Raw genomic sequence first — 25,598 nt, 5'->3', positions numbered from 1 at the left:
CGGTCCTCCTTCGACGCCTAGTTGGCCTGGACGCGGTCAGTGCCGAGGGGAAGGCTGACGGTGACGGTGGTCCCGGAGCCCAGGGTGGAGGCGACGTCGATCCGCCCCCCGTGGCGGTCCACGATGTCCTTGGAGATCGCGAGGCCCAGGCCTGTTCCCGGGATTGCGCCATTCATGGCATTGGAGGCCCGGTAGAACCTGGTGAATACGTGGTTGATTTCATCGCTCGAAATGCCGATGCCGGTATCGGCGATGCGCACGGTGGCCCACTTGGAGCCGTCCGCGGCGGCGTGGGATTCGCTGCCCACCTCGATCCGTCCGCCGCTGGGCGTGAACTTGATGGCGTTGGACACGAGGTTGGTGAAGACCTGTTGCAGCTGCACCTCATCGGCGAGTATTTCCGGGTCCTCCGGAACGGCGTCCACGTCGATGGTGACGTTCTGCAGCGTGGCCAGCGGGCGCAGCGCCGCGGCCACCAGGTCCAGGGTCTGCCCCAGCCGCACGGGGGCCAGCTGCATCGCCGCGTTGTCAAGGCCGCCGCGGGAGACGCTGAGCATGTCCTCGATGAGCGTGCGGAGCCGTTCGGTGTTGCGGACCACGATGTCCAGCATCTGGTGGACTTCCCGGGACACCGGATGCTCGGTGCTTTCCTGGATCATGTCCAGGTACGCCATGATCGAGGTCAGCGGCGTCCGCAGCTCGTGGTTCACCGTGGCCAGGAAGTCTGTCTTGGCCTTGTCGAGTTCCCGCAGCTGCTTCACCACCTGCTGCTGGCTGCTGATCAGGTGGCTTTGGATGAGGCCGTAGGCGGCGTTGCCGGCCACGTGCTGAATGAGCCCCAATTCAGCGCTGGACCAGGTCCGGGGCCGGTCCATCATTGCGATCCAGATGATGCCCAGGGAGGAATTTCCTTCACCGATGGGCACGGCCAGTGTTGAGGCGGCTCCGGCAATCGCGGGGCCGGGGCCCGGCTTCGCCTCGCTGCGGGTGACCGCTTCGCTTCCCTCGGAGGAGATCGGCTCCGTCCCGGCCCAGAGGGCGTCTGCCGCGGCGCGGGCCTCTTCCTCCCGGGGAAGGGCGTCAGCGGGCAGCTCCGGCAGGCCCCGCCTGTGCCAGCGGGCCGTGATGACGGGGACACGGTGGTCTTCGAAGGTTGCCAGGACGACGTGGTCGGCTTTGAAGGTGCGGCCGAATCCCGAGACAACGTGGTTGGCGATTTCCTGGGGATCGTTGGTGGCGCGCACAGCGGCAGAGACCTCACGCAGCTGCTCCCGGAGCCCTTCGGCTTCCTGCCTGGAGGCGCGGCGCCGGGACACCTGGTCGATGAGGACGGACGCGCGGTGCACCAGCTCCTGGGGTGCGGGCGGCTTGGTGATGCAGTCGTGGATGCCGGGGGGATTGGCGGCTGCGATCTCCGCGGGGTTGTCCAGGTCCACCATCACCAGGACCGGGGCCGCGGACGGGACGGTGGACAGGACGCCGGACAGGAAGGCATCGGCGACGACGACTGACGGTTCGGCGGCGTTCAGCAAGCCGGCGAGGCTGCCGGGGTCCGTCGCCTCAAGGACGGTGTATCCGGCGTCGCGCAGTGCCCGTGCATTAAGGGCCAGCCGGCCGGCGTCGGGATCGGCGACGACGGCGGTGCGGGGCGGGCGCAGGTCACCAGGGACAGCCGTCACAGTGCTCCCTTCCCTCCCAGTTGAGTACATTCTAGGGGGATGCGGGCGCGGCGGGTCCACGGAGTGCGGACGCTTACGGCCTCTTCCCGCCGCTGCAGGCAGCTGTGGCACGCCGTAATGTTGCCGGAGGTCCGCCGGCGCGGGCGGGCGGGACCATATATTTGAGCCGTGCCTCCAACAAAGTCGCCACGGTCCGCCTGGCAGAAGTACCTGATGATCCCCAAGCTCGTCAGGCTGTCGCGCAGCGCCCCCAAGGACCGGCATGCGGCGTGGGACCGGTACTGGGCGGGCATCACCGCCACTGGCCGCGGCGGCGAGGTCCTGTGGGACTCGGGCAGCAACCACGAGTTCCAGGGCTACCAGGACAGCCTCCTGCGCTACCTGGACCCCGCGCTTCCTGTAGTGGACACCGGCTGCGGGCACGGCAGCTTTACCCGCGCGCTCGCCGGGATCTTCCCCCGGGCGATCGGCGTGGATGTCTCGCCGCATGCTGTGGCCCGGGCGCGGGCAGAGTCCGCGGGAACCGGAAATACCGCCTTTGCAGCCCGGGACATGACGGCGGAAGGAGCTGCCGGGGAACTGGCGGAGTCCTTCCAGTTGGACCCCGACGGCGCCAACGTCTTCATTCGCGGCGTGCTGCATGTCCTTGACCCGGCGCACCAAACAGCGATGGTCGAGAACCTGCGGATCCTGGTGGGCCGCCGCGGCACGGTCTTCATGGCGGAAACCAACTTCCAGGGAAATCCGGTGGAGTACGTGACCCATCTCGGGGCAACTACGCGCAGCATTCCGGCGCCGTTGGAGCTGGCCATCCGCGGACTCCCCATGCCCGGGCACTTCGGGCCGGAAGAACGCGAACGTGCGTTTCCGGCGTCGGCCTGGGAACTCCTTGAGGACGGCCACGTGGCCATCGAAACGAACCCGGTGACCGGCGTGCCGGGCCAGGACAGGGTGCCCGGGTATTACGCGGTGGTCCGCCCCCGCCGGTAGCCCTGGCAGGCAGGACTTCGGACCGCCCCGCAGACTTCACGCATATCCCCGCAGCGCGCCCGCAGGGTATCCTCCATCCCCTTGACAGGGGGCCGGATCCGGAGGCTACATAGTAAGTAGACTTACTAGTTAGCCGGAGGGGAAAGGAAGACCGGCATGGCACAAGATAAAGGCAATAAGACCCGCCAAGCGGACGGCAACGAGGACGAAGATGACCTGGGTGCAGGGCCCGAGGGCGGGAAGATCCGCCACGGACCGGACTCCTCAAAATCCCTGAAGTACTCGCAGGAGGTCACCTCAACCGACGACGAGCCGGAACGCGAGGGCCGCAGCCTTGCCACCACCCACCATGAAGTCATCAGGCGGTGGGCGGAGGAGCGCGACGGCGTTCCCGCCACAGTGGAAGGCACGGAACACGGCGACCATCTCGGAGTGCTGCGAATCGACTTCGGTGGCAAGGACGACAAGCTCCGCCACATTAGCTGGGACGAATGGTTTGACACTTTCGACTCCCGGAAACTGAATTTCATCTACCAGGAACAGCGCAGCGACGGCACGCAATCCAACTTCTTCCGCTTGGAAAATCCCAACCGCGAAGACGCCTAAGCCGCACCCACGCCCCAGCGGCCGGCCGGCCCCGGATCATCCTCCGGTGCCGCTCCACCGGCCGCCGGCGCAAGACCTACAGGAACTGTCATGAGCAACCTCATCCCATCCGGCGCACTGCGCCGGATGCTCCTTCCCCCCACCTATGGGCGGCACGTCACCTCCGCCACGGAATTCACCATCCTGTCCGTGGAGGTATGGGCATCCGGGCTGGTGGTCAACGTCCACCTTCCCTCGGATGACGCGGCTGAACCCCGCCTTACAGTCGAGGACCACTTCGGGACGGAATACACCCTGCAGGAATCGGCCACGGTGGGTTCCCGCAACCTTCAGGTGTTTGCCCCGTCCGTGCCGCCCGGTACCAGGAGCCTGACCATCAGGTCGGCGGACGACGGCGATGCCCGGCCAGTGGTGACCTTCGCGGTTCCGCTGATGGCCGTGCCGGAAGCCCAGACGGATTTCAAGGCAGCCGGCCGCGGATCCGCCACCGCAGACGACGATGAGTCCTACCAGCCCGATCTCCGCCGCCCTGCCTGACGAGACTGCCTCAACCAGACCGCAAGGCCAGATTGCCTGACCAGAAAACCCGCCCACCCTACAGAAAGGGCCCTTCCATGCCGGACACCAGCAACTTCGCCCCCACTGCCGCCATCGTCACTGCCTCCGATTCGGGGATCGGCAAGGCCACCGCCGTGGCGCTCGCCCGCGCCGGGATGGACGTGGGCGTCACATGGCATACGGATAAGGCAGGGGCCGAGGGAACGGCGGAGGAAATCCGCGGACTGGGCCGCAAGGCAGTGGTCCGGCAGTTGGACACCACCCAACTGAGCGCCGCTGCCGGCGTCATCGATGAGCTTGCCGAGGAGCTGGGCGGGCTGGATGTCTTCGTGAACAATGCGGGAACCGGGGCCAGCACGAAGTTCCTGGACATGGGCATCGATGACTGGATGCAGATCCTGGACACAAACCTCAACGGGGCCTTCGTCTGCCTGCAGGCGGCAGCAAGGCGGATGGTCAAGGCAGGCCGGGGCGGCCGGCTTGTGGCGGTGTCCAGCGTGCACGAGTTCCAGCCCCGCGTCGGCTCGTCGGCCTACGACGCGTCCAAGCATGGCCTGGGTGGCCTTATGAAGACTCTCGCCCTGGAGCTGGGCCAGTACGGCATCACGGCCAACACGGTGGCCCCCGGCGAGATCGCCACACCGATGACGGGCCAGGAGGACCAGGATCCAACGACGACGGAGCGCCCGGGGGTGCCGCTGGGCCGGCCCGGGCACGCGCGGGAGATCGCCGACGTCATCGCCTTCCTCGCATCGCCTGCCTCCAGCTACGTGACCGGTGCGGCCTGGGTGGTTGACGGCGGCATGCTCCAGATGGGTCCGCAGGCGGGATCGCACATCACCAGCAACGACTGGCGCGAGGCGTAAGGCCGCTCCGCATCCCGGCAGCCCCGCAGACGGCCTGTCACAGAGGATATATAACAGGGCTGGCAAGCGCTTTCCGTGGCCTTGCTGGCATGATGGAGCGCATGCGCATTCTTATCGCTCCGGACAAGTTCAAGGGGTCCCTGACCGCAGCCGAGGCTGCCGCTGCCATCGCCGAAGGCGCCCTTCGGGTGTACCCGGAAGCCGTCGCCACCCAGTTCCCCATTGCCGACGGCGGGGAGGGCACCCTCGAGGCAGCCGTGGCCGCCGGCTACGAAGAGCGGCTGAACGCCGTGGTGGGTCCCATCCTCACCCCGCTCGGCGCCGCCTGGGCCGTCCATAAGGCCGCCGACGGCAAGGTTACGGCAGTGATCGAAACTGCCCAGGCCTCGGGTTTGGCGGACATGGAACCAACTCCGGCCAACGCCCTGCGCGCCCACAGCTACGGTTGCGGCCAGCTCATTGCGGCCGCCCTGGACGCTGGTGCCACCGAGATCGTCCTGGGCCTGGGGGGTTCGGCCATGACCGACGGCGGCAGCGGTGCCCTGCGTGCCCTGGGCCTGAAACCCCTGGACTCCGCCGGGAACGTGGTGCCCCTGGGCGGTGGTTCACTGGCTGACGTGGCGGCGCTGGACACGGGCGGACTGGACCCCAGGCTGTCCGCAACCACATTCCGCATCGCCGTCGACGTCCGCAACCCGCTGTACGGACCGTCCGGTGCCGCGCACGTTTTCGCCCCGCAAAAGGGTGCGGACCAGGACGCCGTGGAAATGCTCGACGCCGGGCTGCGCAACTGGGCGTCCATGCTGCGGGAAGCAACGGGCCGGGACGTGAACGTACCCGGTGCCGGCGCCGCCGGCGGCTTCCCGGCGTCGTTCCTTGCCTTCACCGACGCCACGCTGGAAGGCGGCTTCGCGCTGGTGGCCGGGCTGACCGGCCTGGCCGCGCAGCTGGAGCAGGCAGACCTGGTGATCACCGGTGAAGGATCCATGGATTCGCAGTCGCTCACCGGCAAGGCGCCCATCGCGCTCGCGGACGCCGCCCGGGAGCGCGGAATTCCCGTCATCGTGGTGGCCGGCAGGATCCTGGTGACCCTTGAGGACCTCGCCGGGCACGGTGTTGTCGCCGCCGCGCAGCTGCTGGATGTGGCGTCGAGCCCGGAAGACGCCGTGGCGAACGCCGGCAAGTACCTGGCCTGGGCAACAAGCCAGGTACTTGAGGGCGCTTAGCCTACTGAGGAGACCTAGCCCACGATCGTGGTGTTGCGGCGGCGCCGGAGGATCAGGACCGCAATCACCACCAGGACCGCTACTCCCGCGATGACCCACGGGAAGTAGTTTAGGCGCGTGGACTCGTTCTGGGCTGATTCCCCCGTTCCGGGATTGGCGGGGCCGGTGGACGCGGTATCACCGGGGGAAGGGGTGGGAGAAGTGCCTGCCGCCCACGCCCCGCCTGTTGATCCCGCGGCCACCTGTGCCGCCTCTGCCTGTGCCGTGTTTGCCTGTGCCGGGGCGGCCTGGCTGCTCGCCGATGTGGGCGCCGCTGCAACGGCGGCGCCGGCGGGAAGGGCCGGGGCGGCAAGGAGCAGCAGGGCCAGCAGGATGGTTCGCACGGAAGTTCGCATTCAGTCTCTCCTCTTTGGATGGGGCTGGGTGATGGGACAGCGTGGTTGGACGGGGCTGGTTGGATGGGGCTTGGACGGGCGCTCAGGCCCCGGTCTCGTAGTGTGGTTCAGCAACGGGCTTTGATTCCGGGGAACCCTTTTCCCGGAGGTAGACCGAGGCGCCCACCAGGACCGCGACGGCCAGGAACTCGCTTTGCCAGTTTTGGAAGGACTCGAACCAGAAGCGGCTGGTGCCCAGGTACTGCAGGAACGTGATGGTGGGCTGGCCATGGCTTTGCTGGTCCTGGTTGTACTCGTCCACGCCGCCGGCGGCATGCAGGAAGAACGATCCAAGGAACAGCGCGAACAGCAGGATCGACAGGGAATGCTCATACACCTTGAGCACCACCCCGCCGCGCCGTACCGGCCATGGCGTGGCTTTCCCGAGGGCAGCCTGGCGCGGGTCTTCATCCTGCGGCGCTTCCTTGCCCACTGGCTTGGATTCGGATGAACCTTTTTGGAAAAGGAACACCGTGAGGACCACGTACATGGCCATCTGCAGGAACTCCGATTCCCAGTTCTCGAACGTGGCCTCTACGAAGGCGCCCGTGCCCAGGAACTGCAGGACCGAGACGGCAGGCTCCCCGTGGGCCTGCTGATCCTCGCTGTAGGAAGCGGCCCCGGACAGGATCATGCCCACGAAGAACGCAAGGAAGCAGGCCACGTTGGCCAGTAACAGGCCGTGTTCTTTTGCCCATTTGCGCATGTCTTACTCCTTCTCCGATGCGGGCGGGATGGCTTTGCCTGAAGCCCGCTTGTTGAGGCGAAGCGGAACGAAAACCAGCATGACCACCATGACGCCCAGCAGCACAGCGCCGGCGGTGACCCCGGCCGACTGTCCGACGGCAACATCGAACACCAGCGCGGCCGTTCCGGCGCTCAGCAGGGCGATGCCGCCAAGGGCAATCTTGGTGATGGTGTCGGCGCTGGAAACCAGTGTTTCCTTGAGCCGTTTGCGGAAGAGCCGGCGGTGCACACTGACCGGGAGGAGGATGAAGGCGGTGGTCAAAGCGGCGATCACAACATTTGTGAGATAGAGGCCAACCTCCCAGTCATCCAGCTTTTCGAACCGCTGCTGGAACGGCAGCGTCAGCAGGAAGCCGGCCAGGATCTGTACCCCGGTCTGGAGCACGCGCAGCTCCTGCAGGAGTTCCGCCCAGTTGCGGTCAAGCTGCTCCTCGCGGGTCTCATTGCGTCCCGTCCGGCCCGTGTAGTCCTCAACTTCAGACATCGGCTCTCCTTTCCCTCCAACCGCCGCCCAAGCCATGCTTCTATTCCTCCCCTACCCAGAAACAAGGCCGGCCGTTGCGCGCCCTACAACATTTGATAAGTTTACTGATTATTACCCATCGGCGGTGGACTTGGTCCTCCGGCCGGGATAGCTTCGAAGGGCCGGAGCACGGCGGTGCTCTTCCCACCGACACAGGTCAACCACACAGGCAGGCGGACTATGAGCGAGACGGACAAGCAAACAGACCAGCCGAAGGATCCGCGCGGCGGCTACCACTCGGGCCCCTTTCCCGAGCAGGAACAGAAGCAGCCCGGACTGACCGCACCCATGGATCCCAAACCCGACCACGGGGAACAGAGCTATGAGGGGCACGGCAAACTCGAAGGCAAGGCGGCCCTCATCACCGGCGGAGACTCCGGCATCGGCAAGGCTGCCGCCATCGCCTTCGCCCGCGAGGGGGCCGATGTCGCCATCTCCTACCTGCCGGAGGAGGAAGACGACGCCCAGGACACCGCAGAGTGGATCCGGAAGGCCGGACGCCGCGTGCTCCTGCTTCCCGGTGACGGCCGCGAAGAGGAGTTCAGTACCCGCATCGTGGAGGAGACCGTCTCCGAATTCGGGCGCCTCGATGTCCTGGTCCTGAACGCGGCTTACCAGAAAAACCGGGAGAGCCTGGAGACGCTTCCCACAGAGGAGTTTGACCGCGTCTTCCGTACCAACCTCTACTCCCTGCTGTGGTCAGCGCGGGCGGCCGTGCCGCACTTGAAGGCCGGGGCCTCGATCATCACCACGGCCTCCATCCAGGCCTTCAACCCGTCACCCGGGCTCATCGACTACGCGATGACCAAAGCGGCGCAGGTGGCGTTCACCAAGGCCTTGGCACAGGAACTCGGCCCCAAGGGGATCCGCGTTAACGCTGTGGCTCCCGGCCCCATCTGGACGCCGCTCATCCCTGCGACGGAATGGCCGGACAAGCTTCCCTCCTTCGGGCAGGACACGCCGCTGGAACGCGCAGGGCAGCCGGCAGAGCTCGCCGCGGCCTATGTACTGCTCGCCTCCGAGGATGGTTCCTACATTTCCGGTGCAGTCCTGCCGGTCACCGGCGGCAAGGGCCTCTGAGCAGGATCACCGTCCAACCGGCGCACCCAGGCCGGCACCACCAGTCCAGCAATATCGGCAACGAACAACAGGAGGAACCATGACGCAGGAAAACCAGCAGGCTGAACCCGGGGCAGCCCCGGGCGGCTACGGCACTCCCACGGCTGAGCAGGAGGCCGCCGGTACGCAGGGCGGCCAGCAGTCCAGTGGTGGCGCCCAGCAGTCAGGTGGCGGTGCATCATCGGCCGGAGCGGACACCAATGAACCCCAGTCGGGCACGGGCCAGGACCCCGTCCCGCACGACATGGATCTTCCCTCCAGCGCAGCCGAGATCGATGAGTCCAATGACGATTCCCAGGGGTCGGCGCCGGTGTCCTCGGAGTCCGGCCAGGAGGCCACGGGGATTCCGGACGGCAGCGGGAATGACCTTCCGAAGGAGGAGTCGCCCAATGACGACGACGAAAGCTTCGACGCCGGATAAAGCGTCCTGACCCACGCAGGCCCCCGTTCCTGTTGCCCTTCCGGCGGCGGAAACGGGGGCCTTTGCGTCCCCGCGGACGTGCACCGGCGAATACATCCCGCCCGGCTGGGTACGGAACATGTGGAACCCCATTGGCCGGCAGCAGCAGGCATTCTGTGCCGCCGCGTCGACAATTTCAACGCCAGGAAGGTGGACTGTGGGCAGGAGATCTTCGGAGCAGTGGGCGCGGCCGCAGGACCGGCCGGACAAGGTGGCGGTGGACGTCCTGGTGCCCACCTGCAACCGGCCGGCGGAGCTCGCCGTCACCCTCGCGGGACTGGCCGCACAGACCGAACCCGCGTTCACCGTCGTCATCAGCGACCAGTCCGCGGGCCAGCCCGCCTGGGACCATCCCGCGGCCGCAGCGATGGTGCGCGTGCTGGAGGCGCAGGGCCGGCCCGTCACGCTGCTGCGGCACCTCCCGCGCCGCGGACTGGCCGAACACCGCCAGTTCCTGCTGGACCAGGCCACGGCGGATCAGTGCCTCTTCCTGGACGACGACGTCTGGCTGGAACCCGGTGCCCTGGAGCGGCTGAGCAAGGCACTGGACGAGCTCCAGTGCGGCTTTGTGGGAATGGCACCGCAGGGCCTGTCCTTCCTGGATGACCGCAGGCCGGAACAGACAGCCCCCTTCATGGCCTGGGACGGCCCGGTGACTCCGGAACGCATCCGTCCGGGTGCCCCTGGCTTCGAACGCTGGCCGCTGCACAGCGCCGCCAACCTCAGCCACCTCAGCGCGGAACTGTCACTGAACCCAGGCGAGTGGATGCCCTACCACGTGGCGTGGCTGGGCGGCTGCGTGCTCTACCGCAGGGAGGCGCTGAACGACGCCGGCGGCTTCCTTTTCTGGACCAGCCTCCCCGCCGACCATGCCGGAGAAGACGTCGTGGCGCAGTGGCAGGTGATGGAACGGTACGGCGGGGCGGGCATCCTGCCTTCCGGCGCGGTCCATCTGGAATCGCCCACGACCGTCACGGACCGGCGGGTGGAGGCGTACGACGTCGTCCTGAAAGAGGATGCTGTCTGATCAGGCCCTAATGGCCGGTGCCGCGTCCATCGGATAGGCCACGTACGCGAACCGTTTCGAATCCGGCGACCAGCTGTTGACGTTGAGGGTGCCCTGGCCGCCGAACACCGCCCAGGTGGAGAGCGGCGCGGTCCAGTCGCTGGTGGAAACAAGGACGACGTCGACCGGCAGGTCTGCGGGGTGGCCCCGGGTTCCAGCGGGAAAGCGGACATAGCTGGCCAGGCGCCCATCCGGGGACAGGTGCGGGAACCAGTCGACCGTTCCGCTGGCCAACAGCCGTTCGAACTGGCTGCCGTCCGGGCGGACCCGTGCAAGCTGGGCGTGGCCAGGTGCCGTGGTGAAAGCCTCCGTGTTCAGGTACAGCCATATTCCATCCGGAGAATATTCTGGCCCGTCGCAGTGGCCCTGGCCCACCTCCACGTTTTCGGGCGGGCCGCCCGCCGACGGCACCGTCCGCAGTCGGCCGGGCCGCGTGAAGTCTCCTGCGGCGATGTCCACGTAGGCCAGCCTGCGGCCATCAGGACTGACGCCGTGGAGGAAATGGAAGGACCCGTCGTCGTCCGTGATCCTGGTGGCGTGCCCGCCTGCCAATGGTGCGCGGTAAATGTGCCCGTCATCGCCGGACACGAAAATGCCGCTGCCGCCCGGGTCCAGGACATGGTCGTTGTTAAGGTCCGGGACGCCGGTAAGCGGAACCTCGCTGAGTGAGCCGGTCGCCAGGTCGAAGCGCCACAGCTTGCCGTCTCCGTTGAGGATCAGCGCCCGGCCGTCGAGCGTCCAGTTGGGCGCCTCGAGCAACATATCCGCTGTCCGAAAGACGCGCGAAGATTCTCCGGTGACCGACGCGGCCCATACCTCGCAGCATTGGCCTGGTTGAAGGGTGCGGACCACGTCGGTTGACCTTAGTCCTTGCTGCTGAAGGCGGCGTCGAAGCTGGTTTGGGAGGCGGGGAAGTCGTACTTCTTCAGGGCGGCGAGTGCTTCGGGGGCGCCGTGGAGGCGGTCCATGCCGGCGTCTTCCCATTCGACGGAGATGGGGCCGTCGTAGCCGATCGCGGCGAGGGCACGGAAGGAGGCTTCCCAGGGGACGTCGCCGCGTCCGGCGGAGACGAAGTCCCAGCCGCGGCGGGGGTCGCCCCAGGGCAGGTGGGAGCCGAGGACGGTGTTGCGGCCGGTCTGGCGGATCTTGGTGTCCTTGCAGTCGACGTGGTAGATCCGGTCCTTGAAGTCCCAGATGAAGGAGACGGGGTCGATGCCTTGCCACATCATGTGCGAGGGGTCCCAGTTCAGGCCGAACGCTTCGCGGTGGCCGATCGCGTCGAGGGTGCGGACGGTGGTCCAGTAGTCGTAGGCGATTTCGGAGGGGTGGACTTCGTGGGCGAAGCGGACCCCTTGTTCGTCGAAGACGTCCAGGATGGGGTTCCAGCGGTCGGCGAAGTCCTGGTAGCCGGCGTCGATGACTTTTTCGGGGACGGGCGGGAACATGGCGACGTATTGCCAGATGGCGGAGCCGGTGAACCCGACGACGGTGTCCACGCCGAGTGCTTTGGCGAGCCGGGCGGTGTGTTTCATTTCCTCGGCGGCGCGTTGGCGGACGCCTTCGGGGTCGCCGTCGCCCCAGACTTTGGATCCGACGATTCCCTGGTGGCGGAAGTCGATGGGGTCATCGCAGACGGCCTGGCCCTTGAGGTGGTTGGAGATGGCCCAGACTTTGAGGTTGTATTTGTCCAGGATTTCGAGTTTGGCGTCGATGTAGTCTGGTTCGTCCCAGCGCCAGGCGTCCAGGTGGTCGCCGGAGACGGCGATTTCCAGGCCGTCGTAGCCCCAGCCGGAGGCGAGGCGCGCGACTTCTTCGAAGGGCAGGTCGGCCCACTGGCCGGTGAACAGGGTAAACGGGCGGGGCATGCAGGGCTCCTTGGAGGCGGTGGGACGCTAGTGGCGGACGACGGTGAGGGTGCTCTTGTTGGCGGCGGATTCCTCCACCGCGTCCAGGACGTACTGGACGTTCAGTCCTTCTTCGAACGACGGCGAGGGCTGGCTTCCGTCCCGGATGGCCAGCAGGAAGTCGCGGACCTGGTGGGTGAAGGTGTGTTCCCAGCCGATGATGTGGCCCTGCGGCCACCACGCGTCCAGGTAGGGGTGGTCGGGTTCGTTGACCAGGATCCGGCGGAAGCCCTGTTCGCGGACGGGGAGGGTGGCGTCCAGGAAGCCGAGTTCGTTGAGGTTTTCCAGGTCGAACAGGAGGCTGCCCTTCTCGCCGTAGACCTCGATCTGGAGGGAGTTCTTCCTGCCGGTGGCCACCCGGGAGACCTCCACTGAGGCGACCGCCCCGGAGGTGAGGGACAGCGTGGCCCAGGCGGCGTCGTCGACCGTTACATCCTCCATGCCGTCCCCGCCGGGGCGGCGGTTCACGAAGGTGTTGAGCCGGCCGCTGACCTCGGTGACCTGGTCTCCCAGGAGGAAAAGGACCTGGTCGATGGCGTGGCTGGCAATGTCTCCCAGCGCGCCGGACCCGGCGGTCTCCTTCCGCAGCCGCCAGGTCATGGGGGCGTCGGCGTCGGCGAGCCAGTCCTGGAGGTAGGCGGCGCGGACGTGCCGGACCGTGCCCAGGCGGCCCTCAGCGATCAATTCCTTGGCCAGTGCCAGTGCCGGGACGCGCCGGTAGTTGAAGCCGATCATCGACTGCACGCCGTTGGCGCGGGCCTTGGCGGCGGCGGCGGTCATGAGTTCGGCCTCTGCCAGGGTGTTGGCCAGGGGTTTTTCCACCAGGACGTGCTTGCCTGCCTCGAGGGCTGCGATGGCGATCTCGGCGTGCATCCAGCCAGGGGCGCAGATGTCCACGATGTCGATGTCATCGCGGGTGATCACCGTGCGCCAGTCGGTGGCTGATTCGGCCCAGCCGTACTTTGCCGCGGCCTCTGCCACGGCGCCGGCGTCCCGGCCCACGAGGACCGTTTGTTCGAAGGCCGGGACGTCGAAGAAGCTGGCCACGTTCCGCCACGCATTGGAGTGGGCCTTGCCCATGAAGGCGTAACCGATGGCGGCCACGCCCAGCGGGCGGGAGGCCGGACGGGAGGCCGGGGGTTCGGACGGGTCTGGGGCTGTGGTCATGATGCGTTCCTGCGTGCTTCCTGCTGGCTGGACTACGTGCTGGATTACTTGCTGGATCAGAGGGTGGCGGTTTCCGGCGCCCAATCCTCGGGGAGGGCGGGGGATGCCGGGGCCGAGCTCTCGACGTCCACGAACGTGCCGGAGCCGATGGACTCGGAGATCGAGACCATGGTGTCCAGGACGTGGTAGGCCAAGTCGCCGGTGGCTCTGTGAGCCGTTCCTGCCCGCAGGGAGCGTGCCATGTCCAGCACACCCATGCCGCGGCCGTTGGCGGGGCCGGTGGCCGGAACGGTGGTCCAGTCCTCGTCGCCGGCGCGCCAGAGCTTGATGTCACCGGTGAAATAGTTGGGATCCGGCAGCGAGATGGTTGCTTCGGTGCCCGTGATTTCCACGAATCCCATGCGGGTCCGGGGGGACTCGAAGGAGAAGACGCTGTGCGAGGAGGCGCCGGATTCGAACTGCGCCATCGCGGAGACGTGGGTGGGCACCTCGACGGTGAACTCCTCGCCGGCCTTGGGTCCGGAACCGATGACGCGCACGTCCTTGGCCTTGGACCCGACGGCGGCCACTTTGCGGATGGAGCCGAACGCCTGGACCAGGGTGGTGAGGTAGTACGGGCCCATGTCGAACAGCGGACCGGCGCCGTGCTGGAAGAGGAACGCCGGGTTGGGGTGCCAGGCTTCCGGCCCGGGGGTCTGGAAGATGGTCATTGCGGTCAGGGGCGTGCCGATGTCGCCCCGCCGGATCAGCCGCAGCGCGGTCTGCAGGCCGGCGCCCAGGAAGGTGTCCGGCGCGCAGCCCAGGCGGATGCCGGCGGCGTCGGCGGTCTTGAGCAGGCCCAGCCCGGATTCGCGGTCCAGCGAGAACGGCTTTTCCGTCCAGACATGCTTGCCGGCGTTGACGGCGGCGGTGGCCACCTCCACATGCGCGGCGGGAATGGTGAGGTTGACGATGATTTCCACGTCCGGGTGGTTCAAAGCCTTGTCCACCCCGCCCCATTCGGGCACGCCGTATTCCTTGGCGCGCGCCTCCGCGGCTTCCTCGAAGAGGTCCGCGATGACATGGACCTTAAGGTCCGGGAAAGCGGTGAGGTTGTCCAGGTACTGCTTGCTGATCACGCCGGCGCCGATGACGCCGACGCCGACCGGGCCCTTGCGGGAAGCTGTGGTGGTCATGCTTTTACTCCTTCGCCTGCAGCATTAAGGAAGGACAGACTTTCGCTGATGCCCTCGAAGATGTCGCCGGCGTAGTCGTCGAACTCCACCACGCCCACCTCCAGCGACTTGGCGGCTGCGATGACGTCCATGACGGGGACCTTGCCCTGGCCTGCCGGCTGCTGGGCCTTGTTGTCCTTGTTCAGGGGGCCGTCCTTGATGTGGATGAATTTCACCCGGTCACCCAGCCTGGCCAGCAGCTCCACCGGGTCCTGGCCGCCGACGGCTGCCCAGTAGGTGTCCACCTCCAGGACCAGCTCCGGATCCAGCAGGCCCTCGAAGTACTCCAGGGCCGTGCGGCCCTCGATGGTGGACTCCAGTTCCCAGGCGTGGTTGTGGTAACCCACGCGGATGCCGTACTCCGCCCCCTTCCTGGCGGCCGCGTTAAGCTTTTCCGCCGTGGCCTGGATGTCTTCGGCCTTTTGCCAGTGCTCAGCGGGAAGGAACGGATCGATGACGGTGGTGATGCCCAGTTCCTTGGCCGCCGCGAAGATCTCGTCCTGGTCCTGGCTCATCAGGGGCGCATGGCCGGACGGTGCAGTGAGGCCGTTCTCCTTCAGGGCGGCGCCGAGTTCCTTGGCCGTGGCCACGAAGTTGTACGGCTCAACCTGGGTGAAGCCAATCTCCGCCACCTTCCTGATGGTCCCCGGAAGGTCCTCCGAGATCGCGTTGCGAAGAGTGTAAAGCTGCAGTGAGTAAGACATGGGGTTCCTTAGCTGTTCTGTAGGTGTGGGCTGGGGTCAGCGGCCGGCGAGCGAGCCGCCGATGCCGCCGACGCTGAAGTATTTGTTCAGGGTGGCGAAGACGATGACGGGCGGGAGCATCATGACCACGGCCAGGGCCATGACGGAGGTCCAGTCCGTTGCGTTCTGCTGGAAGAAGGACTGCACGCCCATGGGCAGGGTGAAGATTTCATTCGAGCGCAGGAACACGATGGCCACCAGGTAGTCGTTCCAGGCGAGGAGGAAGGCAAAGATCGCGGTCGAAAGAACGCCGGGAAGGGAGTTCCGGAGCACTACCTTGGTGAAGGATCCGAAAACGGAGCACCCGTCGATCCAGGATGCCTCCTCCAGGCTGATGGGGATGGAGTCGAAGTAGGCGGCCATCATCCAGGTGGCCACGGTCATGGTGGAGCCGACGTAGATGATGGTCAGGCCCAGGAGGTTGTCCACCAGGCCCATGCCGGCGAACAGGATGAACAGCGGCACCACCGAGGTGATGATGGGCAGCGACTGCATCACGAACAGCAGGAGGGAATATCCGGAAACCGCCTTGCTGCGGCCCCGGGAGAGGACGTAGCCCGCAGGTGCAGCCACGGCCACCGACACCACAACCGTGGAGAGGGTGGTGACCAGGCTGTTCTTGAGCCAGGTGGCGGCCAGTGTCTTGGAGAACACGTTGCTGAGGTTTTCGAACGTCAGGCCGGTCGCGGTGCTGTTGGGCCCGGGGGTGAACGCCAGCAGCACGGTGACCATGATGGGCACCAGCACGATTCCGGTGATGATGAGGATCGCGGCGAAGCGCCACCAGCGGCCGCGCTGGCCGACCTCGGAGAGGACCTTGCGGCGTTTGTCGGCCTCGACGCCGAGTGCGGGGCCGGATTCGGGATGGGCGTGAAGTACTGCACTCATTATTCGACGCTCGACTTTCGGATCTGGCGGTACAGGATGACCGAGATGACCACCAGGGTCATGGTCATGAGGAAGGCGATGGCCACGCCCGGGCCGGTGGCGAAGTCCTGGAACACGGTGCGGTAGGCCAGGACCACCAGGGAGGTGGTGGCGTTGACCGGGCCGCCGCCGGTGAGCAGGTAGATGGTGGGGAAGTCGTTGACGCAGAAGATGGTCATCAGGATCCAGCTGATGTAGGTGGAGCGGGCAATCAGCGGCAGAGTGATCTGCGTGAACTGCTGCCAGCGGCTGGCGCCGTCCATGCTGGCGGCCTCATAGACGGTGGTATCCACCGAGGCCAATGCTGCCGAGATCATCATCATCATGAACGGAAAGCTGACCCACACCTTGAACACCATCACCGTGATGGAAGCCAGGGAAGGGTCCGCCAGGAAGAGCGGTGTGCCCATGCCGAGGTTCCGGAACAGCGAAGGGATCAGGCTGTCAGGGGTGGCCACCAGCCAGTTCCATGCCGTGGAGGACACGACGATGGGCACCACCCAGGGCAGGAGCAGCAGGACCTTGAAGGTGCCGCCGGCCGGGATCCTGGTGCGCAGGAGCAGGGCCAGGCCCAGGCCCACCAGCCAGGACCCGAAGACGCCCACGATGGTGAACCACAGCGTGAACTGGGCCGCTTTCCAGAAGGCCGGCGAGGTCAGGACGGTGGCGAAGTTCTGCGCGCCCACGAAGTTGCCGGTCTGGAGCAGGTTGCCGTCGTGCGTGGCCTGGACGGCGGCGTAGATCAGCGGGTAGCCGTGGATCAGGACAAGGAGGACCACGGAGGGAAGCAGGAGCCAGAAGAAGGTCCTGGTTGCCTGGGCGGAGAGCTTGCTCTTGCGTTTGCCGGGGAGGGTCCCGGACCCGCCGGGGGCAACCCCGCGGCGGGCCCGGGCCAGGCCGGACTGGGTGGTGGCGCTGGACATGGGAGGCCCCGTCCTACTTCTTCAGGACGGATTCGAGGCCGGACTGGAAGGTCTGCAGGGCAGTCTTGGCGTCGGCCTTTCCGGTGATGATGGTCTGGCTGAACTGGTTCAGTGCCTGCCCGCCGTCGAGGGCGGCGAGGTTGGCATTGAGCTTGTTGCCCTGGGCGGCGAAGGTCTTGGCGATGGGCTGCCAGTCCTTCACGATCTTGACGTTGTTGGGGTCGTTGGCGAACTCGGGGATCTCCGTGATCGACTTGAAGACCGGCAGGGCGGACATCAGCTTCTTCTGCCACAGCTGCTTGAGCTGGCCCAGGCAGTACACCAGGAACTCCTCCGACGCCTCCTGGGACGGGGTGTTGGTGTACATCATGATGTTGTTCGGGAAGACGATCGTTGCCTTGTCCCCGTGCGGACCCTTGATCGGGTCAGCCACCAGAAGGTCGCCCGAGGTATCGCCCACCCGCTGCGGGACGTTCACCTGGAACAGGCCGTAGCCTGCCTTGCCGTCCTTCCACTGTGCAGACATGTTGTCCGTGGTGTAGCTGACCGCGGCGGGATCGACGATACCGTTGGACACGAGTTCCAGGACGAACTCCATGGCCTCGACGTTGCGGTCGTTCATCAGGTCCAGCTCGCCGTCCTTGTTGAAGACACCGCCGCCGTTGTTGACCATCATCATGATCATGGAGTGGTTGGCGTAGTTGTTGCCCGCGCCGGCGCCGGTGGTGAAGCCGAACGCGCCTACCTTCTTCAGGGCCTTGCCCGCTTCCAGCAGCGACGGCCAGTCCGTGGGGAGGGCAACGTTTGCCTTCTCGAACAGCGACTTGCGGTACCAGAAAACGCGCATGTCCAGCTGCCACGGGACCGCCACGTAGCCCTTGTCCGACTTGAACGGATCCAGTACACCGGGCAGGAAGTCGTCGAACTGGCCGCTGGCCTTCAGCTTCTCGATCACCTTGTCCGCGTACGCGATTTGGCCCTGCTGCTCGAACTGGAAGGCCTGGAAGCCGCCGCCCGTGGAGACGGCCGGACCCGTCTTTGAAGCGATCGCGGAGGAGAAGGTCTGGTAGAAGTTGTTCCACTGGATGATCTGGTAGCTCGCCTTGGCGCCGTTGGCACCTGAGAAACCTTCCGCGATGCCCTTGGCAGCGTCGTTGTAGGCAGGCGTGGCCCAGGGCATGTCCCAGAACTTGACCGTACCGCCCGCCCCGCCTCCGCCGCCCTGCGATGCCGACCCGCCGCCACAGGCAGCGAGAAGGGGTGCTGCGGCTGCGGCAGCCGTCAGGCCCAGGAAACCGCGCCGGGAGAAGGAGCGGCGCTGTTCGGAAGTTGCGTTCATGATGTGTCCTTTCGGGACCGGCGGGCGCGGTGCGCCGTTGGTGCGGTCCTGCTCATCGTTGAGAGTGGAGGTGGGACTGGACTGCTGTTGAGGTTGCGTATCGGCGGGACTGGTTACGTGGCAGCGAGGGTTGCGTAGAGGTCGGTCAGCCGGGCGAACCCGGCCAGATCGTCCGGCCGGGTGCCGGCGCCAAGATGGTTCTTCAGGCGCCGCCACGCTGACCGGTGGGCGGATTCGTAAAGCGTGGGAAGCAATAGTTCGCCGTGGACTCCGGTAACCCGGACTTCGGCCGGCCAGGCGGCGTCCGGATCCGGGACCTGGACGGTCACCCCGCCGTCGGCGGTGTAGAGGCGGATATCGACGCCGGCCGGGCCGGCTGCGCTCAGCACGCCCTGGGCGGCGAATGGTGCGCCGTTGGCCAGCCTGCCGGCCACCGTGTACCCCGCGGCGTCGCTGCGGAGGAGGCTCACGCCGTCGAGCGGCCCGCTGACGGCCAGCAGCACGGCGAGGTGCTCGCCCAGGAGCCGCCGCGGGTCGGTGCCGGGAGCCGCCGTCGCAACACTGTCCAGCAGTGACGCGGTGCCCAAGGCACTGCGCACCGCCTCCCGGGCGTCGGGCTCGCTGCCTTCTGCCACCAGTGCCGGGTTGGAGGCCCACCGGAGGTCCAGGACGACGGCGGTTCCCGCGTCGTCTGCCTCGGCGGCCAGTTCGCGGGTGTCCTCGGGCACCGGGTTGGCCACCACGATGCCGCGGGGACCTGCGGCGACGGCGCGGCGGGCTTCGTCGGTCCAGCCCGGTCCGCCGGCCACTACCAGCACGTCGGCGGTGCCCTGCTGGTTTTCCGGGGCGGGACCGAAGGTTTCGGGCAGGGAAGCTACCGTCTGGGTTACCGCTCCGGCTTCCCGGGCGGTGGGAGGTGCCGAGACCGTGTACTGGCCGCTCATGCCGTAACTCCTGCTTTTTCTGCCGCGCCGGCATGTCCTGCCCCAGCGCTTGCTGCCGTGGCGTCCGCGATGGCGAGGGCGAAGGTGAGGTCGTCGATCAAAGTCTGTGCGGAGGGCGCCCGGCGGGTTCCCCTCGCCAGCTCAGCCAGTTCACGCCATTCGCCTTCGTAGCCGTTGTGGCCGTACGGGCCGAACGTACTGGTTTCGCTGCCGTTGCGGCGCGAGAGGGTGGCGACGGCGGAGCCGGCCTGGACGTAGGACGGCGTGAAGTCGATGTGCAGCGCCGCATCGTCCGCGATGGCCTCGAAGGTCCATTCAGGCTTCCAGGTGCTGTTCATAACGGCGCGCAGTTCGATGGTCCGTGTGGGCGTGCGGAGCGAGACGGCGTAGCCGAACGGGCGGATGTGGAATACCTGGAGGACTTCGATCCCGGCGAAGTCCGGCGTGAACCGGCGGACCAGGGGCAGGTCGTGGATGGCCAGGCCCATGATCCCGCCCCGGAGTGCGTTTTTGATGACCTCGATGTCCGTGTAATCGGGCTGGCCGGCGGCGGGCCGTGTGACGATTTCGGTGGCGAAGTCCTCGAAGCGGGCGTTGGGCGGCAGGACGATGGAGGAGCGGATGGTGTGCACCTGTTCCGGGAGGTCGCCCCAGTTCTGTTCTGCCGCGAGCCAGCCAGGATCGAAGGTGTGCATGGCCCCCACGACGATTGGTACTCCGGTTTCTGCGCTGACCGCCGAGATGCGGGCGGCTTCTTCGGCATTCATTGCGAAGGGCTTTTCGCAGAGGACCGCTTTCTTGCCGGCCGTGCAGGCGGCGATTACCTGGTCGGCGTGGAACTGGTGGGGGCTGCAGATTGCCACCACGTCCACGGCGGGATCAGCCAGCAGCGCTTCAATGCTGGTGCTGGCGGTGGCGCCGACGCGGGCCGCCACGGAGGAGGCCACGGCGGGGTCTACGTCCATGATGTGCCGTACTTCCAGGATGTCCTGGAGGCGGGCCAGGGCCGGGAGGTGGATGGCCTGGGTGACAGGTCCGGCGCCAAGGATGCCGACGCCGAGGGGCCGGTCTGCGGGCGCTGCGTGCTGGGACAAGTTCAGTTACCTCTTTGTAAGCAGACTCTGGAATGGATTCTGATGTAGACGGCCTCTGGGGCCGGGATCACTGCGGCTGATGTCCGGCATCGGATCCGCGAATGTGCCTTGAATCACAACGTAGAACGACTTTTGACGCACGTCAAGCAAAAGTTGTTTGTTGCGCGCCCTTCTTCTGCTGTGATGACAGTAGTAAGTAAGAGTGTTATGACTTAGACATGACTTCAGTGACGGGTAGGCAGACCGGAAAAGACTCCGACGTCGGCAACCTGTCGCGGGCGGGAGACCTTTTCCAGCTGCTGCGTGACGGCAGGGCCCGCACCCGCGCCGAGCTTGCCCTCACTACCGGGCTGGCCCGTTCAACCGTCGCCTCGCGGATCGACGCGCTGATGCTGTCCGGCCTGGTGGGTCCTGCAGGTGAGGCACTCTCCAGCGGCGGCAGGCCGCCGTCGCGCTTTGCCTTCAACCCGGCCGCACGCCTGGTGCTGGCCGTGGACGTGGGTGCCACGCACGTCATTGTGGCGGTCACGGACCTTGGCGGGAACATCCTGGCCGAACACCGGCTGGCGCAGCAGGTGGCTGACGGGCCGGAAGCAGTGTTGGACCAGGTGGTGGCGCAGGGCCAGGAGCTGCTGGCGTCCACCGGACGAAGCGTCGCGGAACTGGCCGGGATCGGCATCGGACTGCCCGGGCCCGTGGAACATGACACCGGCCAGCCCGTGAAACCGCCCATCATGCCGGGCTGGGACGGGTTCGACGTGGTCAGCTACGTCCAGCGGTCCCTGCCGGTCCATGTGCTGGTGGACAACGACGTGAACATCATGGCGTTGGGGGAGCAGTCCGCCCACTGGCCCGAACACAACAACTTCTTTTTCGTGAAGGTGGCCACCGGCATCGGCTCCGGCATCATCAGCAACGGGGAACTGCAGCGCGGAGCCAACGGCACGGCAGGCGACCTGGGGCACGTCCAGGTGGCACGCGGCGCGGATGTCCTGTGTGCCTGCGGGAACTATGGGTGCCTGGAGGCACTGGCGTCCGGTCCCGCCGTCGTGCGTTCCCTTCGGGACCAGGGACTGGAGGTGGCCAAGGGCGCGGACGTGCTCCGGCTCGCCGCCGACGGCAACCTCCAGGCCATCCAGGCGCTGCGCCAGGCCGGCCGGGACATCGGCGAGGTGCTGGCCACCGTGGTCAACCTGCTCAATCCGTCCGTCATTGTGGTGGGCGGCAGCGTCGGCGAGACCGGGGAGCACCTGGTGGCCGGCATCCGCGAGGTGGTGTACCGGCGTTCCCCGCCGCTGGCCACCTCGCACCTGCGGATCAACGGCTCCCGGGCCGGCAGCCAGGCGGCAGTCCTGGGCGCAAGCAAACTGGTCACCCAACATGTCCTGTCGCCTGCCGTTATTGAAGCCACGCTGGCAGGCGCCATCGCCGGGTAGGGCGGAGATTCCCGGCCCTGCCCGGCGGCCTGCGTTAGGCTTCCGCGTCCGGCCTTAGGCTTCCGCCTCCGGCTCGGGCGCCTCGGTCAGGATCAGCGCGGTTCCGCCGTAAGCGGGCAGTTCCAGGAAGAAGCTGTGCAGGTCATCCACCTGCCCCACCGTCTCGCCGCTGAACAGGTCCTTGACGTTGGCCCCGGAGGGCAGCTCGTTGGACTGGATGCTGCCGGCGATGTCCTGCCCGGAGAAGTTGAGCGCGGTGACCTGCAGGGTCCCGTCCTTCAACCGGTTCACCAGCACCAGTGCGCCACGGTTGGAGACGTCCGGGACGTCGAGCAGGGTGCCGGTGGCGATCCCGTTTTCTTCCCGCACGGCAAGGATCCGCTGGAGGCGGCGCGCAAACGAGTCCGGGTCCTTCAACTGGTCCGGCAGCGGACCGTAGAGGCTGCGGGCCCGTGGCATCCCGGAGGATGAGGTGGTGGCGTCCGGGCTGGTTCCCATGAGGTCGTGGGCGCCGCGGTTGATCCAGCGGGTATCGCCCTGCGAGGTGAGTTCCCGGACACTGCTCCGGTCCAGCGCCAGAATACCGGTGAGGTCCCAGCCGGACAGGGCAAAGACGCCCGGCTGCAGGGCGTTGTACATGGCGAGGAGCAGGTGCACGTCCCGGATCTGGGCTTCCTGCTCCGGGGTGACGGCGGACGGGTCCTTGATGCCCAGGGCGGCCATGATGAAGCTTACCGAGGTGCAGGCAATGCCGTTGGTGGTGAAGACGGCGTTGTATGGCCCGTTTTCGCCGGTCAGCCGTTCCCGCAGGGTCTGCTGGATCTGTTCGGCCAGCTGCGCGCCGGTGAGTTCCTCGCCGTTGAGCTCGAACATCTCGTCCCGGTGCCCGGCAGCGAAGTGCAGGAGCTCGTAGGTGAGTTCGTCATGGTTCTGCAGGGCGTGCACCAGCGAGGCCTGGTCCACGCCGATTTCCAGGGACAGGCGGAGGGTCAGCCGCAGGAACTCGGTGTCGGCCGTGACCAAGGAGTAGTGGTACGCGGGCCGGGTGATGAAGTCGTAGGACAGGTCAGGGCCGGCGTCGGAGGTTGCCTTGATGTCGTCGATGGTCAGGTTCAGCTCCTGGAAGGAGAACCCGCCCACCTTGCGGATCATGGAACCGATGAGCTGGTTGGCGGCTTCTGACAGCGGGTGCCCCTCGGACCAGCCGGGCTGTTCTTCGGCGCTCTTCTCCACGCCCAGGAAGCCGTTGGCATCAAGGCGCAGCGCGCCCGTGCCGAGGTCCACGAGCGAATGCAGGGCATCGCCCACCACCAGGCGCATGCCCGCGAAGGTGGGGTCCAGCCAGTTGATGGAGGGCTGCCCGGCCTTGAAGTAGTGCAGGTAGACCCAGCGGCGGGTCTTGCCGGTGGTGTCCACGATGGGCCGGGTGGCGCTCCAGTTGGTCTCCTTCACCCCGGGCTCGTAGAAGATGACGCGCTGCAGCCTGCCGATGATGTAGCCGGCCTTCTGCAGTGCCTGCTCGGAGTCGGGGCTGAGGTTGACCGAGTCGGCCCCCTCAGGGACGTCCGGGAGCAGGTGCCAGTCCTCTTCGGGGATGTCCACCATGTGGTAGATCCCGGGGTAGTCCCGGAAGTTCATTTCGGCCAGGCGGAAGTCCGCGCCCTTGCCGGTGTGGCCGGGGACGATGTCATCGATGACGGTGCCGTCGTGCTCGGCGGCCACCTCGCACATCCGGCGGAACTCGTCCTCGGTGCCGAAGACCGGATCGATCGCCATGCTGATCCGGTCGAAGTGCCCGTCCACGCTGGGTGTGTGGGACCAGCCGCTGATGCCGCCGGCGAGTTTCACGGGGCCGGTGTGGATCCCGCGGATGCCGATTTCGCGGAACGCCTTCCACATGGCCGGGTCGCCAAGCGCGGAAAGGAACGACTGGCCGGTAGGGGTGATGAAGGACAGCGGGTAGGCGGTGAACCACACGGAGGCGCGTTCGACGGCGGCCCGCGGGTTGGGATGGGCATAGGAGTTTTGCCACATGCTGGCCTGGCCGGACAGCTGCCGTGCCAGGGTATTCGCGTCCCCGAGCATGGCCTGGTTGCGGAGCCAGTCCACGTAGGCCGCGTTCCGCCCGTCGAACTCGAAGGACGGCCTGCTGCCGACGAACTGGCGCCGCCGCGCAATGGGCCGCAGTGCCTTTGGCCTGGCTGCGAAGAACTGCTCGTCGAAATTAACGTCCAGTTCCGCTGACAGCTCCGCAGCGCCTGCTTCCACTTCCCCTATGCCCGCGGCTGCATCCGCTTCCGAAGTGTTCCCGCTGGTGCCCGGCTCCCGCATAAGCTCCTCTTTCCATTGCTCGTTTCCGTGCTGGCCTGGATGCTCAAAAGACCCCTTGCCCAAGGAAAGGTACCCAGGGCAACAGGGAGTATTCGGCGTTCCCTCTCCCGATGCTACTGCGCAGCGGGGCCGGCGGAAGGGACAAACGTGCCCGGGCTACTGGATGCTTTGTCCGATGTCACGGCCGATCTGCTGGAGGAGGGCGGCGGACAGCCGGGGGTCCGTGGCTGAATCCCGGCTGGTGTAGTCGGCCAGGGCGTAGACCCGGGTCAGGGACAGGTCTGCCCAGCGTTCGCGGGGAAGCAGGGAACGACCGGCGACCGCGATGATGGGCCGGGCACCGGAACGGCGTGCCACGGCGGCCGGCAGCTTGCCGGCAAGGGTCTGCAGGTCGATGCTGCCTTCCCCCGTGATGACCACATCGCAGGTGTCCCTGCGCGCATCGAAATCCAGCAGGTCCAGGAAGAAATCCGCCCCCGATACCTGCCGCGCGCCGAGCAGCAGGCAGGCATAACCTATTCCGCCGGCACTGCCCGCTCCTTCATGCCGTGCCAGCCCGGGGGCGGAGGCAAAACCTGCGCCTGCCATCCCTGCCACAAAGTGCACCAGTCCGGCGTCGAGGCTGGCCACGTCGGCAGGCCGGGCCCCCTTTTGCGGTCCGAACACGGCCGCGGCCCCGTCCGGACCGGTCAGGGGATTGGAGACATCGCTGGCCACGATCAGTTCAGCTGCCGACAGGCCGGGAAGGGGGGAGCCCTGGACGGAGTGGATCCGGGGCAGGGCATGCCCAGTACCCTCCAGGGGGCGGCCATCGGCGTCGGTGAAGGTATAGCCCAGTGCGGACAGCATCCCCATTCCCCCGTCGGTGCTGGCACTGCCGCCCAGCGCCAGCACGATCCGTGCCGGAGCCAGGCTAAGGGCGAAGCGGATGGCTTCGCCGAAACCGCGGCTGGAGGAGTTGAGTGCGTCAAGGCCGCCGGAGGGCAGGAGGGAGATTCCGCACGTGTTGGCAACTTCCACGACGGCGGTCACTCCGTCGAAGGCGACGGACGCCTGCACCTGCTGCCCTGTTGGTCCGGTGACCTGGCAGCTGTGCCGGGCGAAGCCTGCCGAGACCGCGGCGTCGACGCTGCCGTCTCCGCCGTCGGCCAGGGGGAGCAGGTCGCAATGGATGGGCCGACCGGCCCCGGCGGTGGACCGGAGTCCGGCCGCCAGGGCCTGTGCCACCTCGCCGGCGGTCAGGCTGCCCTTGAATTTGTCCGGTGCAATGAGGGCACGGACGGAGGGGGTGGAGGAGGACAT

25 protein-coding genes are annotated in these 25,598 nt (G+C 66.9%); 9 read left to right on the top strand and 16 right to left on the bottom strand.

Annotation, left to right across the window (positions count from 1 at the left end; genetic code table 11):
- Window positions 1–17: 17 nt before the first annotated feature.
- Window positions 18–1,709 (bottom strand): ATP-binding protein, encoded by a 1,692-nt coding sequence (locus Q9R31_RS09050; protein ID WP_311262385.1) that lies wholly within the window; start codon window positions 1,707–1,709, stop codon window positions 18–20.
- Window positions 1,710–1,892: 183 nt separating this feature from the next.
- Here Q9R31_RS09050 and Q9R31_RS09045 point away from each other — a divergent pair, with 183 nt between their 5' ends.
- From Q9R31_RS09045 to Q9R31_RS09025, 5 genes are all read left to right on the top strand, one after another.
- The gene (locus Q9R31_RS09045) at window positions 1,893–2,669 is read left to right on the top strand and encodes a class I SAM-dependent methyltransferase (protein WP_311262524.1); all 777 of its coding nucleotides are present in this window, start codon (window positions 1,893–1,895) and stop codon (window positions 2,667–2,669) included.
- Between the two features lie 156 nt (window positions 2,670–2,825).
- Complete coding sequence (locus Q9R31_RS09040) at window positions 2,826–3,275, top strand: hypothetical protein (protein ID WP_311262384.1); 450 nt, start codon at window positions 2,826–2,828, stop codon at window positions 3,273–3,275.
- A gap of 90 nt (window positions 3,276–3,365) precedes the next feature.
- Complete coding sequence (locus Q9R31_RS09035; protein WP_311262383.1) at window positions 3,366–3,812, top strand: hypothetical protein; 447 nt, start codon at window positions 3,366–3,368, stop codon at window positions 3,810–3,812.
- 77 nt (window positions 3,813–3,889) lie between these two features.
- Window positions 3,890–4,699 (top strand): SDR family oxidoreductase, encoded by an 810-nt coding sequence (locus Q9R31_RS09030; RefSeq protein ID WP_311262382.1) that lies wholly within the window; start codon window positions 3,890–3,892, stop codon window positions 4,697–4,699.
- 101 nt (window positions 4,700–4,800) lie between these two features.
- Complete coding sequence (locus tag Q9R31_RS09025; RefSeq protein ID WP_311262381.1) at window positions 4,801–5,925, top strand: glycerate kinase; 1,125 nt, start codon at window positions 4,801–4,803, stop codon at window positions 5,923–5,925.
- 14 nt (window positions 5,926–5,939) lie between these two features.
- On the opposite strand, the gene Q9R31_RS09020 is transcribed toward Q9R31_RS09025, so the two are convergent.
- The 3 genes from Q9R31_RS09020 to Q9R31_RS09010 all read right to left on the bottom strand — a co-directional run bounded on the left by Q9R31_RS09020 (window position 5,940) and on the right by Q9R31_RS09010 (window position 7,590).
- Entirely contained in the window at window positions 5,940–6,320 is a 381-nt protein-coding gene (locus tag Q9R31_RS09020; RefSeq protein ID WP_311262380.1) for a LuxR family transcriptional regulator, read from the bottom strand.
- Window positions 6,321–6,402: 82 nt separating this feature from the next.
- Window positions 6,403–7,065 (bottom strand): DUF6766 family protein, encoded by a 663-nt coding sequence (locus tag Q9R31_RS09015; protein WP_311262379.1) that lies wholly within the window; start codon window positions 7,063–7,065, stop codon window positions 6,403–6,405.
- 3 nt (window positions 7,066–7,068) lie between these two features.
- A complete protein-coding gene (locus Q9R31_RS09010) occupies window positions 7,069–7,590 on the bottom strand; it encodes a DUF6328 family protein (protein WP_311262378.1) in 522 nt (173 codons plus the stop codon).
- A gap of 219 nt (window positions 7,591–7,809) precedes the next feature.
- Here Q9R31_RS09010 and Q9R31_RS09005 point away from each other — a divergent pair, with 219 nt between their 5' ends.
- The 3 genes from Q9R31_RS09005 (at window position 7,810) to Q9R31_RS08995 (ending at window position 10,235) form a co-directional block, all read left to right on the top strand.
- Entirely contained in the window at window positions 7,810–8,709 is a 900-nt protein-coding gene (locus Q9R31_RS09005) for an SDR family oxidoreductase (protein ID WP_311262377.1), read from the top strand.
- Window positions 8,710–8,788: 79 nt separating this feature from the next.
- Complete coding sequence (locus tag Q9R31_RS09000; RefSeq protein ID WP_311262376.1) at window positions 8,789–9,169, top strand: hypothetical protein; 381 nt, start codon at window positions 8,789–8,791, stop codon at window positions 9,167–9,169.
- 196 nt (window positions 9,170–9,365) lie between these two features.
- Window positions 9,366–10,235, top strand: coding sequence for a glycosyltransferase (locus Q9R31_RS08995; RefSeq protein WP_311262375.1), 870 nt, complete (start codon window positions 9,366–9,368; stop codon window positions 10,233–10,235).
- On the opposite strand, the gene Q9R31_RS08990 is transcribed toward Q9R31_RS08995, so the two are convergent.
- The 10 genes from Q9R31_RS08990 to Q9R31_RS08945 all read right to left on the bottom strand — a co-directional run bounded on the left by Q9R31_RS08990 (window position 10,236) and on the right by Q9R31_RS08945 (window position 20,529).
- On the bottom strand, window positions 10,236–11,126 hold the full coding sequence (locus Q9R31_RS08990; RefSeq protein WP_397428224.1) for a TolB family protein: 891 nt from the start codon (window positions 11,124–11,126) through the stop codon (window positions 10,236–10,238).
- Between the two features lie 11 nt (window positions 11,127–11,137).
- On the bottom strand, window positions 11,138–12,139 hold the full coding sequence (locus tag Q9R31_RS08985) for a sugar phosphate isomerase/epimerase family protein (protein WP_311262373.1): 1,002 nt from the start codon (window positions 12,137–12,139) through the stop codon (window positions 11,138–11,140).
- A gap of 27 nt (window positions 12,140–12,166) precedes the next feature.
- Complete coding sequence (locus Q9R31_RS08980; protein WP_311262372.1) at window positions 12,167–13,345, bottom strand: Gfo/Idh/MocA family oxidoreductase; 1,179 nt, start codon at window positions 13,343–13,345, stop codon at window positions 12,167–12,169.
- 56 nt (window positions 13,346–13,401) lie between these two features.
- Complete coding sequence (locus tag Q9R31_RS08975) at window positions 13,402–14,520, bottom strand: Gfo/Idh/MocA family oxidoreductase (RefSeq protein ID WP_311262371.1); 1,119 nt, start codon at window positions 14,518–14,520, stop codon at window positions 13,402–13,404.
- Window positions 14,517–15,263 carry a sugar phosphate isomerase/epimerase gene (locus Q9R31_RS08970; protein WP_311262370.1) on the bottom strand — a complete coding sequence of 249 codons (747 nt, stop codon included), beginning with the start codon at window positions 15,261–15,263 and terminating at the stop codon, window positions 14,517–14,519. The genes Q9R31_RS08975 and Q9R31_RS08970 overlap by 4 nt, the downstream gene beginning before the upstream one ends.
- Window positions 15,264–15,299: 36 nt before the next feature.
- On the bottom strand, window positions 15,300–16,190 hold the full coding sequence (locus Q9R31_RS08965) for a carbohydrate ABC transporter permease (RefSeq protein WP_311262369.1): 891 nt from the start codon (window positions 16,188–16,190) through the stop codon (window positions 15,300–15,302).
- Window positions 16,190–17,152 (bottom strand): sugar ABC transporter permease, encoded by a 963-nt coding sequence (locus Q9R31_RS08960; RefSeq protein WP_311262368.1) that lies wholly within the window; start codon window positions 17,150–17,152, stop codon window positions 16,190–16,192. The genes Q9R31_RS08965 and Q9R31_RS08960 overlap by 1 nt, the downstream gene beginning before the upstream one ends.
- 13 nt (window positions 17,153–17,165) lie before the next feature.
- Window positions 17,166–18,491: an extracellular solute-binding protein gene (locus Q9R31_RS08955; protein WP_311262367.1), complete on the bottom strand. Its 1,326-nt coding sequence runs from the start codon at window positions 18,489–18,491 to the stop codon at window positions 17,166–17,168.
- A gap of 113 nt (window positions 18,492–18,604) precedes the next feature.
- Window positions 18,605–19,435 carry a hypothetical protein gene (locus tag Q9R31_RS08950; RefSeq protein ID WP_311262366.1) on the bottom strand — a complete coding sequence of 277 codons (831 nt, stop codon included), beginning with the start codon at window positions 19,433–19,435 and terminating at the stop codon, window positions 18,605–18,607.
- Window positions 19,432–20,529 (bottom strand): Gfo/Idh/MocA family oxidoreductase, encoded by a 1,098-nt coding sequence (locus Q9R31_RS08945; protein WP_311262365.1) that lies wholly within the window; start codon window positions 20,527–20,529, stop codon window positions 19,432–19,434. The genes Q9R31_RS08950 and Q9R31_RS08945 overlap by 4 nt, the downstream gene beginning before the upstream one ends.
- 218 nt (window positions 20,530–20,747) lie before the next feature.
- Between Q9R31_RS08945 and Q9R31_RS08940 the strand changes: the two genes are divergently transcribed.
- Complete coding sequence (locus Q9R31_RS08940; protein ID WP_311262364.1) at window positions 20,748–21,965, top strand: ROK family transcriptional regulator; 1,218 nt, start codon at window positions 20,748–20,750, stop codon at window positions 21,963–21,965.
- 54 nt (window positions 21,966–22,019) lie between these two features.
- On the opposite strand, the gene treS is transcribed toward Q9R31_RS08940, so the two are convergent.
- Complete coding sequence (gene treS, locus Q9R31_RS08935; RefSeq protein ID WP_311262363.1) at window positions 22,020–24,296, bottom strand: maltose alpha-D-glucosyltransferase; 2,277 nt, start codon at window positions 24,294–24,296, stop codon at window positions 22,020–22,022.
- Between the two features lie 156 nt (window positions 24,297–24,452).
- Complete coding sequence (locus Q9R31_RS08930) at window positions 24,453–25,598, bottom strand: glycerate kinase (RefSeq protein ID WP_311262362.1); 1,146 nt, start codon at window positions 25,596–25,598, stop codon at window positions 24,453–24,455.

It is taken from the genome of Pseudarthrobacter sp. BRE9, from assembly GCF_031844305.1.
Taxonomy (GTDB): Bacteria; Actinomycetota; Actinomycetes; order Actinomycetales; family Micrococcaceae; genus Arthrobacter.
This window is presented reverse-complemented; position numbering and strand designations above follow the sequence as displayed.